The 13,608-nt window shown below is 69.5% G+C and carries 10 protein-coding genes; 5 read left to right on the top strand and 5 right to left on the bottom strand.

Features of this window, described 5'->3' with window-relative positions:
* Window positions 1–32 precede the first annotated feature (32 nt).
* The 3 genes from OG844_RS17465 to OG844_RS17475 form a co-directional block, all read right to left on the bottom strand.
* Window positions 33–1,397, bottom strand: coding sequence for an alpha/beta hydrolase domain-containing protein (locus OG844_RS17465; RefSeq protein WP_406391323.1), 1,365 nt, complete (start codon window positions 1,395–1,397; stop codon window positions 33–35).
* Window positions 1,398–1,574: 177 nt separating this feature from the next.
* Window positions 1,575–2,804, bottom strand: coding sequence for an ROK family protein (locus tag OG844_RS17470; protein ID WP_406391324.1), 1,230 nt, complete (start codon window positions 2,802–2,804; stop codon window positions 1,575–1,577).
* Window positions 2,805–2,817: 13 nt separating this feature from the next.
* Window positions 2,818–3,378, bottom strand: coding sequence for a TetR/AcrR family transcriptional regulator (locus tag OG844_RS17475; protein ID WP_406391326.1), 561 nt, complete (start codon window positions 3,376–3,378; stop codon window positions 2,818–2,820).
* Between the two features lie 127 nt (window positions 3,379–3,505).
* On the opposite strand from OG844_RS17475, the gene OG844_RS17480 reads away from it, so the two are divergent.
* Both OG844_RS17480 and OG844_RS17485 read left to right on the top strand, forming a co-directional pair.
* Window positions 3,506–4,927, top strand: coding sequence for an MFS transporter (locus OG844_RS17480; protein ID WP_406391327.1), 1,422 nt, complete (start codon window positions 3,506–3,508; stop codon window positions 4,925–4,927).
* A complete protein-coding gene (locus OG844_RS17485; RefSeq protein ID WP_406391329.1) occupies window positions 4,924–5,304 on the top strand; it encodes a nuclear transport factor 2 family protein in 381 nt (126 codons plus the stop codon). Before OG844_RS17480 ends, OG844_RS17485 begins: the two co-directional genes overlap by 4 nt.
* A 71-nt stretch (window positions 5,305–5,375) precedes the next feature.
* Here the strand turns inward: OG844_RS17485 and acnA are convergent, their stop codons facing one another.
* Window positions 5,376–8,090, bottom strand: coding sequence for an aconitate hydratase AcnA (gene acnA, locus OG844_RS17490; RefSeq protein WP_406391330.1), 2,715 nt, complete (start codon window positions 8,088–8,090; stop codon window positions 5,376–5,378).
* A gap of 376 nt (window positions 8,091–8,466) precedes the next feature.
* On the opposite strand from acnA, the gene OG844_RS17495 reads away from it, so the two are divergent.
* The 3 genes from OG844_RS17495 to OG844_RS17505 all read left to right on the top strand — a co-directional run bounded on the left by OG844_RS17495 (window position 8,467) and on the right by OG844_RS17505 (window position 11,182).
* Complete coding sequence (locus tag OG844_RS17495; protein WP_406391332.1) at window positions 8,467–9,129, top strand: GNAT family N-acetyltransferase; 663 nt, start codon at window positions 8,467–8,469, stop codon at window positions 9,127–9,129.
* 108 nt (window positions 9,130–9,237) lie between these two features.
* Window positions 9,238–9,435 carry a DUF4236 domain-containing protein gene (locus OG844_RS17500; protein WP_329206393.1) on the top strand — a complete coding sequence of 66 codons (198 nt, stop codon included), beginning with the start codon at window positions 9,238–9,240 and terminating at the stop codon, window positions 9,433–9,435.
* 217 nt (window positions 9,436–9,652) lie between these two features.
* Window positions 9,653–11,182: a helix-turn-helix domain-containing protein gene (locus OG844_RS17505; RefSeq protein WP_406391334.1), complete on the top strand. Its 1,530-nt coding sequence runs from the start codon at window positions 9,653–9,655 to the stop codon at window positions 11,180–11,182.
* Window positions 11,183–11,665: 483 nt separating this feature from the next.
* Here the strand turns inward: OG844_RS17505 and OG844_RS17510 are convergent, their stop codons facing one another.
* Complete coding sequence (locus OG844_RS17510; RefSeq protein WP_406391335.1) at window positions 11,666–13,132, bottom strand: non-reducing end alpha-L-arabinofuranosidase family hydrolase; 1,467 nt, start codon at window positions 13,130–13,132, stop codon at window positions 11,666–11,668.
* Between the last annotated feature and the right edge of the window lie 476 nt (window positions 13,133–13,608).

The raw sequence follows: 13,608 nt of genomic DNA on the forward strand, positions 1-13,608 counted from the left end.
CGCGTGGCGCGCCCCGGCGCACCCGCGCGGCGTCAGTCCCGGCCCACGTCCGAGGACACCGCGTCCCGCAGGTTCTCGATCGCGTCGGCCGGCAGGAGGTGGCCCTCCCGCACCGCACGGGCGTCGGCCGCAGCGACCCGGGCCGCGTAGCCGGCGTGTGTGGGATACAGCTGGCCCAACTGCTCCCCGGTGAACGGCACATGGGTCCCGAACAGCACGCAGAACGTCTCTCCCGTGTTGTCCCCGGTGTTCAGCGCGGTGGGAACCCCGACCTGCGAGAGCCTGATACCGCCCCGGGCCAGTCCGAGGGCGTCCCGGGCCTTGGTGCCGTCGGGGGCGAACTCCAGGGGAGGCGCGGCCGGCGGGAGCACACCGTGTTCGACCCAGCGCTCCAGGTGCGTGTAGGCGGCAGCGATCACGTGGTGCAGCGGCACCTCGCTGTACGGCGGCCGGGCGCAGGAGAACGTCGGCGCCGCTCCCAGGTCACGGGTGAGCAGCGGCTCGCGGTATGCCTGCCCGTACCGGCCGGAGTGCGCGGCCCCGGACACCTCCCAGCGTCGGTAGCCGTTGTCGTCCTCCCGCCGGAGGGGCGTGCGTACGTCGGTCTCCGACAGCACGTGGAACACCGGCTCGCCCCCCTTGCGGGTGGGTGCGGAGCCGACGACGAAGCCGTAACCGTCGAACACCGGCTCCGTCCGGGGCAGCACCCGGTCGTAGTAGACCGTCATCCGGCCCGCCGACTGCGACGCCCCGATGCCCAGCAGCGTGCGTGCCCGGAGCGGGCCGAGTACCCTGCCGGTCCCCGCGCGCAGCGCCGCGGCCGCCTGCGCGTACACGTCGTACGACATCTCGTCGGCCGTGAAGCGCCCCTGTCCCGTCACGTCGAGGTGCCCGTAGCGGGCGGGGCTCCACCCGCGTATCTGGTCGACGCCGACGCGCTGGGCAGACACGCCGACCCAGGCGTATCCGGCGCGGGTGATCTGGTCGGGTGCCCACAGGGCGTCCAGGTCGTAGCCGGCGCTGACGTTCTGCCACTCCGTCAGCACCGTGCCGTTGAACCGCGCCGGGTTGCTCGGCCGCCGCACGATGATGCGCGTCGTGTACGGCACGTCGTCCGCGGCCTTCTCCCCGTCGGGGCCGTAGGCGTCCGCCCGTCCTGACAGGTAGAACTCCTCCTCGACGTAGCCGGTCTCGGCGAGACCGGGCGCGGAGAGCCAGGGATAGGTGTCGGCCACGTCGTCCGCCTTCGGGTCCCCGGGCACGGAGCCGGCGACCGGTCCGCTCACGCGCGGTTCCGCCGGGCCGGCGCGGTGGGCCGCCGGGTCCGCCGCCTCGGCGGGGAGGGCCTCCGCCGTCGCACCCGTGCCCAGAAGGACGGTGGCCAGGGAGACCACCACCAGCCGTAAGGTTGTGCGCCACTTGGTCAAGAGCACGCCTCTCTGCTGCCGGCGGGCCGTCCGCCCGCCCTCCCCCACGACGGTGCCGGGGGACCCGCGAGCGCGCACCGGCGAAACCACCGGCCTTGTGAACGGCGCGGGTGACCTACGCCGCCGGCCCGGGCACGCGATGACGGGTCAACGCGCCGCGTACGCACCCGGGTTCGCCATGACGTCGTGCACCACCCGGGCGGCCGCGCCCCGTGCCGCGTCGCCGGAGACCGACGAGGCCCGCAGCCGGCTGCCGTTCTCGTGCCAACGGCCCGACACCACCCGCGCGGTGAGCTGGGCGTCCGCCGACTCCTCCAGCCACGGCATCAGGTTCCGGTAGATGCCGCCCAGGACGACCGCCTCCGGGTCGAAGAGGTTCACCGCGCCGGCGAGCACCACGCCCATCCGGTCCCCCGCCGTGCGCAGCGCCTCCACGGCCCGCGTCTCCCCGGCCGCGGCCCGCTGCTCCAGCTCACCGATCCCCCGGATCCCCGTGTCAGGGTCGATGCCGGCCGCCTCCAGCAGCGCGGCCCGGCCCGCGTACTGCTCCAGGCAGCCGCGCGCCCCGCACCTGCAGAGCGGGCCCTGCGGGTCGACGACCATGTGCCCGATCTCGCCCGCGAACCCGTGGGCGCCGCGCAGCATTTCGCCGTTCAGCACGAGGGCTCCGCCGACGCCGATCTCACCGGTGAGATAGAGGAAGGTGCGTACGCCGCCGAGCCCGCCGAACCAGAGCTCGGCCAGGGCCGCGAGATTGGCCTCGTTGTCGGAGCCGACGGCCAGGGCCCGCCCGGCGGGGCGCAGCGTGCTGAGCGCCTGCCCGAAGATGCCCTCGGCCGCGACCCTGTTCCAGCCGAGGTTGGGTGCCTGGCGGACCACGCCGCCCGAGACCAGGCCGGGCAGAGCCAGTTCGACTCCGACGACGCGCAGTTCCTGCTCGCGGGTGGAGCCGATGACCCGGTTGGTGAGCCTGGCGGCGTGGGCCAGCACGTCGGCTGCCGGGACCCCCCGGTGATCGGTGTGCTCGGTGACGCGGACCCGGTCGGTGCCGGTGAGGTCGACGGCGCACACCGACACGTAGTCGATGTTGATCTCCACGCCGAGCCCGGCCGGCCCGGTCCGGGACAGCTTCAGTACGGTGCCGGGGCGCCCGGCCACGCCGCTGGAGGTCTTGCCCGACTCGCTGAGGCAGTCCAGGGCGAGCAGTTCCTCGACGAGCGAGGAGACGGCGGCCCTGGTGAGCCCGACGAGGCTCGCGACCCTGGCCCGGGTGACCTCGCCCTCGTCGCGCACCGTCCGCAGGACCAGGCTCAGGTTGTGCCGCCGTACGGACTCGTGTCCGGCCTTGGCCGCAGGCGAGGTGAGGTGGTTCTTCATCAGGGCTTCGAGCCTAGCTTCCGGCCTGGTCCAGCAGGAGTTCCGCCATCCCTCGGGCGGCGAGTGCGGGGTGGGCGTCGGGACGGGTGACGGCGTGGGCCAGGGTGCCGTCGACCAGGACCAGGAGCTGGTCCGCGCCGAGGTCCGGGGCAGGGTGGCCGTGGCCGGTGAGCTCCGCGGTGAACATGTCGTGCAGGCCGTCCTTGAAGGCGCGTACCTCCGCGTGGGCCGGGTGGGCCGGGTCGGTCAGGGCCAGATCCGCCGAGGTGTAACGGCATCCTCGGAACGCGGCGCGCTGGGTGATCGCCTCCAGTTCGTCGAAGACCGCCAGGATTCGGTGCCGTGAGTCCTCTCCCGCGTCGTCCATGACCTGGCGGTAGCGGGCGTCACCGGGGTGGCTGCGCAGGAGTTCGGCGATCAGGCCGTCCTTGCCGCCGAAGTGCTGGTAGAGGGATCGCCGGGCCACTCCGGCCTGTTTGAGGATCGCGTCCACCCCGACGTGGACCCCGTGGGTGTAGGTGAGGTCGCGGGCGGCGTCCAGCAGCCGTTCGCGGGGGCCCGGTCTCGTCGTCATGAGCCCGATTCTGACACGGGCTTGACGGTAGAACAACCGGTCTATCTACTATGACCACACGTAGACCGACCGTTCTATCTCCCACCCTTTCCCTCGCTGTCCGTTCCACCTCATGTGGGGAGTGGCCATGCCTCGTGCGGGCACCCTGCCGGCTGTACTGACCGGCTTGTTCGTCACCGTTCTCGACTTCTTCATCGTCAATGTGGCCGTTCCGACGGCCCAGCGTGACCTCCATGCCGATTCGGCGACGGTCGAGTGGGTGGTGGCCGGGTACGCCCTCGCCTACGGGTCCATGCTGATCGTCGGCGGCCGGCTCGGCGACATCCATGGCCGCCGCCGCATGTTCTCGGCAGGCATGCTGTTCTTCACCCTTGCCTCGATCGCGTGCGGGCTGGCTCCGGGCCCCGAAGCCCTGGTCGCCGCCAGGGTCGCGCAAGGGGTGTCGGCCGCCCTGCTCGCGCCACAGGTGCTGGCCGTCGTGCGCACCGTCTACACCGGGCGCGAGCGGGCTCGCGCCATCAACGCCTATGCGCTGACCATGGGTTCCGCGGCCGTGTTCGGGCAGCTCATCGGTGGCGCACTCATTCACGCCGATGTGTTCGGGCTCGGCTGGCGCGCCTGCTTCCTGATCAATGTGCCGATCGGGATCGCCGTACTGGCCGTCGCGCGGCGGGTGATCCCGGAGAGCCGCGCCACGGGCGCCGTGCGGCTCGACCTCCCCGGCGCCGCCCTCCTGAGCCTTTCCCTGGTGGCGCTACTGCTGCCGTTGATCGAAGGCCGCGAGCAGGGCTGGCCCCTGTGGACCTGGGCGTCCTTCGCCGGATCGGTGGCACTGGCCGGCGCCTACCGCGCACGACGGCACCGCGAATCGCCCTTGATCGACCTTGCCCTGTTCCGTGAACGAGGCTTCACCGTCGGCCTGTTCACCTACACGGCGTTCACGATGGGGATGGCCGCGTACTTCCTGGTCCTCGCCCTGTACGCCCAGGAAGGGCGCGGCCTCGACGCCATGGGGGCCGGGCTCCTCTTCGTACCGATCGGTGCGGGGTATCTGGCGGCCTCGCTGTTCGCACCCTGGCTGATGCTTCGCCTGGGGCGCCAGGTGATCGCGATCGGCGCACTGGTCCGGGTGGCGGGTCTGGCCCTGCTGTTCGTCATGGTGGCTCAGGACGCCGCGATCGGATGGCTCGCGTCCGCGCTCCTCGTCGACGGAGTCGGAATGGGCCTGGCCCTTGCCCCGATCATGGCCACCGTTCTGGCCGAGATCCCCCCGCACCATGCCGGTGCCGCCTCCGGGGCCCTCAACACGGTGCAGCAGGTGGGCGGGGCGCTCGGGGTCGGTGTGATCGGGATCCTCTACTACGGCAGTCTCGCCGAGGGCTCGTCCACGGCCTTCCTGCACGGACTGACCTACCTGATCGCCGTGGCGCTGGTCCTCGCAGGGCTCGCACAACTGCTCCCCCGGGCCGCCTCCGCCTCTTCCACCTCTTCCACCTCTTCCACCTCTCCCCGCGCTTCCAGCTCTTCCCGAGAAGGAGTTCAGTCATGACCGCGATCGACAGCAGCGACTTCAGCGAATTCGCGCGCCGCTACGTCGCCATGTGGAACGAGCCCGACGCGGCGTTGCGGCACGCCACCGTGGACGCGTTGTTCGCGTCCGGCGGTTCGCACTACACCCCGACCCGAGAGTTCCACGGACACCACGCGCTCCGCAGCCGGGTCACCGAAGGGTACGAGCAGTGGGTCGAGCCAGGGACGCACGTGTTCCGGTTCGTTCCCGGCGCCGACGGGCACCACGGCACCGTCCGGTTCAACTGGGAGATGGCGGAGACGGGTTCGGGCAGGAGTGTCGCCGTGGGCTTCGACTTCGTCGTGCTCGACCAGGACGGCCTGATCGTCAGTGATCACCAGTTCATCGACCGGTGAGCGAAGGGCCGCATGACAAGGGCCGCACCCCCGTTGCCGGGGATGCGGCCCTTTTCGTCCGTACGCCGACCCTACTTGCGGATCAGGCTGCGGAGCACGTACTGCAGGATGCCGCCGTTGCGGTAGTAGTCCGCCTCACCGGGGGTGTCGATGCGGACGACGCCGTCGAACTCCACACCGGTGTCGGTGGTGACCTTGACCGTGCGCGGCGTGGTGCCGTTGTTCAGCTCGGTCACACCGGTGAAGGAGAAGCTCTCCTCGCCGGTCAGGCCGAGGGTCTCCGCGGTCTGGCCCTCCGGGAACTGGAGCGGCAGGACGCCCATGCCGATGAGGTTCGAGCGGTGGATGCGCTCGTAGGACTCGGCGATGACGGCCTTGACGCCGAGGAGCGCGGTGCCCTTGGCCGCCCAGTCGCGGGACGAGCCGGAGCCGTACTCCTTGCCCGCCAGGATCGCGAGCGGGGTGCCCGCGGCCTGGTAGTTCTGCGAGGCGTCGTAGATGAACGACACCGGCGCGTCGGGCTGGGTGAAGTCGCGGGTGAAGCCGCCCTCGGTGCCCGGCGCGATCTGGTTGCGCAGGCGGATGTTGGCGAAGGTGCCACGGATCATGATCTCGTGGTTGCCGCGGCGCGAGCCGTAGGAGTTGAAGTCACGGCGCTCGATGCCGTGCTCCGTGAGGTACTTGCCGGCCGGGGTGTCGGCCTTGATCGCACCGGCCGGGGAGATGTGGTCGGTGGTGACCGAGTCGCCCAGCTTGGCCAGGACCCGGGCGCCGGTGATGTCCTCGACCGGGGTCGTCTCCATCGTCATGCCCTCGAAGTACGGGGGCTTGCGCACGTAGGTGGACTCGGCGTCCCACTCGAAGGTGTTGCCGGTCGGGATCGACAGCGCCTGCCACTGGGCGTCGCCCGCGAAGACGTCCTGGTAGGACTTGTTGAACATGTCCTCGCCGATGGAGTTGGCGACGACGTCGTTCACCTCGGCCTCGGAGGGCCAGATGTCCTGGAGGTGGACGGGCTTGCCGTCCTGGTCGACGCCGAGGGCGTCCTTGGTGATGTCGACCTTCATCGAACCGGCGATGGCGTACGCGACGACCAGCGGCGGGGACGCCAGGTAGTTCATCTTGACGTCGGGGTTGATCCGGCCCTCGAAGTTGCGGTTGCCGGAGAGCACCGAGGTGACGGCCAGGTCGTGCTCGTTGACCGCCTTGGAGACCTCTTCCGGCAGCGGGCCGGAGTTGCCGATGCAGGTGGTGCAGCCGTAGCCGACGAGGTTGAAGCCGACCTTGTCGAGGTACGGGGTCAGGCCCGCCTTGTCGAAGTAGTCGGTGACGACCTTGGAGCCCGGGGCGAGGGTGGTCTTGACCCACGGCTTGCGGGTCAGGCCCTTCTCGACCGCCTTCTTCGCCACGAGCGCCGCGGCGACCATGACGTACGGGTTCGACGTGTTGGTGCAGGAGGTGATCGCGGCGACGGTGACGGCGCCGTGGTCGATCTCGTACGTCGTACCGTCGGGGGCGGTGACGGTGACCGGGTTCGACGGGACGCCGTCGGTGGCGGCCGGGGAGTCGGAGGCCGGGAAGGACTCCTTGCCCGCCTCCTCGTCGTCCGCGACGTAGTTGCGGACGTCCTGGGCGAACTGCGCCTTGGCGTTCGCGAGGACGATGCGGTCCTGCGGGCGCTTCGGGCCGGCGATGGAGGGGACGACCGTGGAGAGGTCGAGCTCCAGCTTCTCGGAGAAGTCCGGCTCGGCGGCCGGGTCCAGCCAGAGGCCCTGCTCCTTGGCGTACGCCTCGACGAGCGCGACCTGCTGCGCGTCGCGGCCGGTCAGGCGCAGGTACTTCAGCGTCTCGTCGTCGATCGGGAAGATCGCGGCGGTGGAGCCGAACTCCGGCGACATGTTGCCGATGGTGGCGCGGTTCGCGAGGGAGGTGGCGGAGACGCCCTCACCGTAGAACTCGACGAACTTGCCGACGACGCCGTGCTTACGGAGCATCTCGGTGATGGTCAGCACGAGGTCGGTGGCGGTGGTGCCGGCCGGGAGCTCGCCGGTCAGCTTGAAGCCGACGACACGCGGGATGAGCATGGAGACCGGCTGGCCGAGCATCGCGGCCTCGGCCTCGATGCCGCCGACGCCCCAGCCCAGCACACCGAGGCCGTTGACCATCGTGGTGTGCGAGTCGGTGCCGACGAGGGTGTCGGGGTAGGCCTGGCCGTTGCGGACCATGACCGTGCGCGCCAGGTGCTCGATGTTGACCTGGTGGACGATGCCGGTGCCCGGGGGGACGACCTTGAACTCGTCGAAGGCGGTCTGGCCCCAGCGCAGGAACTGGTAGCGCTCCTTGTTGCGGCCGTACTCCAGCTCGACGTTCTGCGCGAACGCGTCGTTGGTGCCGAACTTGTCGGCGATGACGGAGTGGTCGATGACCAGCTCGGCCGGGGCCAGCGGGTTGATCTTCGCCGGGTCGCCGCCGAGCTCCTTCACGGCCTCACGCATGGTCGCGAGGTCCACGACACACGGAACGCCGGTGAAGTCCTGCATGATCACGCGGGCCGGCGTGAACTGGATCTCCTGGCTGGGCTGGGCCTGCGAGTCCCATCCGCCGAGCGCCCGGATGTGGTCGGCGGTGATGTTCGCGCCGTCCTCGGTGCGGAGCAGGTTCTCCAGCAGCACCTTCAGGCTGTAAGGGAGGCGCGCGGAGCCCTCGACCTTGTCCAGCTTGAAGATCTCGTACGACTCGTCGCCCACGCGCAGCGTGCTGCGGGCGTCGAAGCTGTTCGCCGACACGACAGTCTCCTTCTTCAATGTGCGCGTTCAACCGCGCCGCGCCTCATGTGCGGCCGGCGCCGCCTACGGCCCCCACCATCCGCTAAGGTAAGGATTAGTTAGGTAACCCTTACCGGCGGCGACTGCGGTGCGCCTCGGCAGATATCTCGATGTCGAGATAACTCTAGTACATCGCCGCCGCGCGGTCATGCCCGGGAGCCCGTGTCCGGCGCCACTCCGCGATGCCGCACCTCCCCCGGCGAAGATCGCGCGGATTCCGCCGGACGTGCGGAGAGGGTCGAACATCTCCACGAAGCTCGGATGCGGGTACCCCACACTTGGCACCTGACGCACTGCACATCCACCCTGGGACCACCACCTGCCGCGAAGAGGCGTCTTGTCCTTCATCAACACCTCCGAAGCCGTACGGGCCTGGGTCCACGGCTGGGCCGTCTCACGCGGAGCAGCCGAACCGTTCTCCCGCCCCTGGGGTTTCACCGTCGACATCGGCCTCCCCGGACATGTCATGAGCCATGTCCTGCCCACCGCCGACGAAGCGACCGTAAGAGCCCTCACCGGGAACGCCGCCGCCCCCGGGGTCCGGCTGAAGGCCCTCGTGCCACCTGCGACGCTCGCGTCCTGGCTCGCACCCGGCTGGTCCCTTCCCGACGGACCCGGTTTCCTGATGTCCGCTCCGCTGCGTGCCACCCGTGACCACGCCCGGACCACCCTCCCCGAGGGGTACCGGCTCCGTACCTGGACCCAGGCCGACGTCACCCGCGCCGTTGTGTCCACCCTCGACGGCGCCCGTGCCGCGCGCGGCCAGATCGCCGTCACCGGCACCACCGCCGTCGTCGACAAGGTGGAGACCAGCCCTGCCCACCGGCGCCGCGGCCTGGGCCGGCTGATCATGCACACCCTCGCCGACGCCGCCGTCGTACGGGGCGCCACGGTGGGCACACTGGCCGCGACACCGGAGGGCCGCGCCCTGTACGAGGTCTCCGGCTGGACCGTACTGGCCCCGCTGACCAGCGCGTTGCGCGGAGCCGACCCGGCATAGAGGCCCGCCACCCCGGCAGGGCGAGGCACTCCCGACCGGAGCGCTCTCACCCCGCAGGCATGGACGGACAGCTTCGGGATACCCGTACTCCTGACAGAGGAGGCGCAGATGCCGCTCACATTCCGCAAGAGCTTCCGGATCCTTCCGGGCGTCCGGCTGAACATCAACCGTCGTTCGTGGTCCGTCACGACCGGCGGCCGGCACGGCCCGAAGCGCACCACCAGCAGCACCGGCCGGCGCACCACGTCGATGGACCTGCCGGGACCCTTCGGCTGGCGGAAGACCACCACTCGCCGCCGCGGCTGACCGCTCACCCGTTCGGCCGAGCCCCGCGCGCCGGACCGCATGGCGCGAACGACCGTGTAGACGGGCGTCCGCCTGCGGTCCGGCGCCGCTCGGCGTGCCGTCCGGCCCGTTCGACGCACCGCCCGAAACGGCCCGACACGCCGTCCGGCACCCGACGTCCACTTCAACCCCACACCCCCACTCGATCTTCATCTCATATGTGAGATAGCGTGCAGCCATGGAAGACGACTACCTCGCACGTATCGGCAAGCTCATCCGTGACGCCCGCCAGCACCGTGGCTGGACACAGACTCAGCTCGCCGAGGCGCTCGCCACCAGCCAGAGCGCCGTCAACCGCATCGAGCGCGGCAACCAGAACATCAGCCTTGAGATGATCGCCCGCATCGGCGAAGCCCTCGACAGCGAGATCGTGTCGCTCGGCTATGCCGGGCCCATGCACCTTCGGGTCGTCGGCGGACGCCGGCTCTCCGGCTCCATCGACGTCAAGACGAGCAAGAACGCCTGCGTCGCACTGCTCTGCGCCTCGCTGCTCAACAAGGGCCGCACCGTACTGCGCCGGGTGGCCCGCATCGAGGAGGTCTTCCGACTCCTGGAGGTGCTCAACTCCATCGGTGTGCGCGCCCGTTGGGTCAACGACGGTGTGGACCTCGAGATCCAGCCGCCCCCGCGCCTCGACCTGGAGGCCATCGACGCGGACGCCGCGCGCCGGACCCGGTCGATCATCATGTTCCTCGGCCCGCTGCTGCACCGCCTGGACCGCTTCACGCTGCCTTACGCGGGCGGCTGCGACCTCGGTACGCGGACGATCGAACCGCACATGATCGCGCTGCGCCGCTTCGGCCTGGAGATCGCGGCGACCGACGGCCTCTACCACGCACAGGTCGACCACGAGGTCAGGCCCGACCGCCCCATCGTGCTGACCGAGCGCGGCGACACCGTGACCGAGAACGCGCTGCTGGCCGCCGCCCGGCACGACGGCACGACCGTCATCCGCAACGCCTCCTCCAACTACATGGTCCAGGACCTGTGCTTCTTCCTGGAGGCGCTCGGCGTGAAGGTCGACGGGGTCGGTACGACGACCCTCACCGTGCACGGTGTGCCGGAGATCGACGTGGACGTCGACTACTCCCCCTCCGAGGACCCGGTCGAGGCGATGAGCCTACTGGCCGCCGCCGTGGTGACGGAGTCCGAGCTGACGATCCGCCGGGTCCCGATCGAGTTCCTGGAGATCGAGCTCGCGGTCCTGGAGGAGATGGGCGTCGACTGCGACCGCACGACGGAGTACGCCGCCGACAACGGCCGCACCAGGCTGGTGGACCTGACGGTCCGGCCCTCCAAGCTGGAGGCGCCCATCGACAAGATCCACCCGATGCCGTTCCCCGGCCTGAACATCGACAACGTGCCGTTCTTCGCGGCCATCGCCGCTGCCGCGCACGGCAAGACCCTGATCCACGACTGGGTCTACGACAACCGCGCGATCTACCTCACAGACCTCAACCGCCTCGGCGGCCGACTGCAACTCCTGGACCCGCACCGGGTCCTGGTCGAGGGCCCGACCCGCTGGCGCGCCGCGGAGATGATGTGCCCGCCCGCGCTGCGGCCGGCGGTGGTGGTACTGCTGGCGATGATGGCGGCCGAGGGCACGTCCGTACTGCGCAACGTGTACGTGATCAACCGCGGGTACGAGGAACTGGCGGAGCGGCTCAACTCGGTGGGTGCGCAGATCGAGATCTTCCGCGACATCTGAAAGCCTGCAGAAAAGGCACCGTTGCACCCCTCCTGACCTGCACAAATTCGAGGTGAGGCGGGGTGCGACGGGGTCCCTGGGACTTCTCTGGGACTTTGAACCAGGAGCGACGACGTCGCGCTGGGCTCCAGTCAACGTGGTCCTGGCCGTCAGGCGCGGATCCACGCTGGAGGTGGCCGACCACACCTCCAGCCCGCCCGGCTCGACGACCCGGGATTGTCCCGTCCGGCGAAGGAGGCGAGGTCAGCCGGGACCGTGGACACAGAGGCGGCGCCGCCCGGCGAAGGGACTTCGGCGGGGAGGTAGTCGCGGGAGGGAGTATCGGACAGCGTCGGTGAATCGGTCGGGCTGGTAGGGGTAGGCGTCGCCCACCCCCGCGCTCCGTCGCTGTATGAGCGCTGACGTTGTTGCGCGAACCGGGCGGGCTCGGCCTTCCGCCGAGCCCGCCGCGTCGGCCCCATACCGGGGACATGTGTCACGTCGTCAGCGCTGCAGTGTCAGCAGACCAGGACGGTAGGGCAGGAGGCCGTAGTCGCCGCCGGAGTTGGGGCTGCGCCCCTGGTAGAGCAACTGGAGGCTGCAGGGATCGACGGTCATGGTCTGGTCAGGGCTGGTGCGGATCAGTTCGCCGTGGCTGATGTCGTTGGTCCAGGAAGCGCCACTGTTGGCCTTGCCGGCGAAGGGGTTGGTCTCGGTCGCGGCCTGGGGTGTCCAGGCACCGTTCAGACTGGTTGCCGTGAACGAGCGGAAGTAGCGACCCTGCGAGCCGATCGCCTCGACGATCATGAGGTAGCGGTTCTGGCCCTGCAGCTTGTAGACCTGCGGGGCTTCGAACAGGTTGTTCGTCGTATCGCTCATGATCACTGTCGAGGTCGCGCCGAAGCTGCCCGGGAAGTTCCCGATCGGCATACCGGCCCGGTAGATCTTGCCGTTGTCGCCGGCGAAGAACAGGTACATGTTCGTCCCGTCACCGATGAGCGTCTGGTCGATGGGTCCTGTTCCGGAGTCGGGGATGCTTCCGGAGAAGAGCACCTGCGGGGATGACCAGCCGTTCGGGTTGGTGGGATCGCTCGATGTCCGATAGGAGAAGGCGGACCCGCCCCACTGGTAGGCGAGCACCCAGATACCCTTCGGCGCGAAGTAGAAGAGCGTAGGCGCGACGGTGGAAGCTGACATCGTGTTCTGGCCGGCCGAGGCCATCTCCGACCAATCGGCGAACAGGCCGAAGTTCATCGAACCCCAACTCGTCCCCGTGTCGTGCGTCGTCGCATAGACGAGCTGTTTGCCGTCGTAGGGGACGACGGTGAAGTCCTTCAACGAGACCCACCCCGGCTTGGGCTGCACCAACGGGCCCGATGATGTCCAGCGGTACGTCCCCGGCAGATCGCACGGGCCGGTGTTGCCGCCGCCGACCTTGACGAGCTGCCACTGCTGGTTGGTGCCGCCCCAGTCGTCGTACTGGACGGTGTTCGCGTTGTCGGCGGTGGAGGCACCTTGTACCTCGAGGGCCTTGCCGCTGTGGCGCGAGATGAACCTTACGTAGCCATCCGAGCTGTCCGCGAGTCGCCATTGCTGGTTGGCGGCATTCAGGTCGGCCCACTGGACGATCGATCCGCCGTTCGCGGTAGACCAGTTGTAGACGTCCAGCACCTTGCCCGAGTGGCGGGACTTGATGCGGTAGTAGCCGCCCCCGGAATCGACGAACTGCCACTGCTGCTGGCTCTGATCGTTCCTGGTCCACTGAGTGATGCGGGCGCCGTCGGCGGTTGCCATGTTGTAGACGTCCAGGGCCTTGCCGCTGTTCCGATTGACCAGCACGTACGAGGCGTTGGGGTCCACGGTCGCCGCCTCCGCCGGCTGGGCGCCGAGGAAGGTGGCCACGAGCAACAAGGGTGCAAGGACCGCGAGCAGGCGTCTCGGCCGGGCCGAGAACGAGTGGCGGTACCACATGAGCTGCGCCTCCTAAGGGCTGGGTTGAGGTGACCCTGATGAACAGCGGAGCGGAAGTGCCGTGGGTCCGGGACGGTTTCGAAAGTTTCGAGAATTCCCGGATACTTTGAGGCCACAAGCTAGGGATGCGGGGTACTCCGGTCAAGGCTTGTACCTGATCTGTCCACAAACAGCACCTCCCCTTAGGGCCTGACAAGGGATCGCGCCGACCGGACCTCTCCTGAGTGTGCGCATACAATCCGCCAGCCCAAGGCGCATGCGCGGAGGAGGGAGGCCGAGCAAGCCTCGTCCGCACACTCGCCTGGCCGCGGCCCTACGGCATCCGACGGCGGCGGCGCGGGGGCTGCATTCCGACTCACCAGGGTGTCGGAAAGTTTCGGATGACCAATCGAAACTTCTTCTGCGGAGAGTATTGACGGCCCATCACCGATGCCTCAATCATCCCTGTCTGAGGAACTGGCCATGGTCCGAGATAC

The sequence above is a fragment of the Streptomyces sp. NBC_00887 genome (assembly GCF_045207585.1).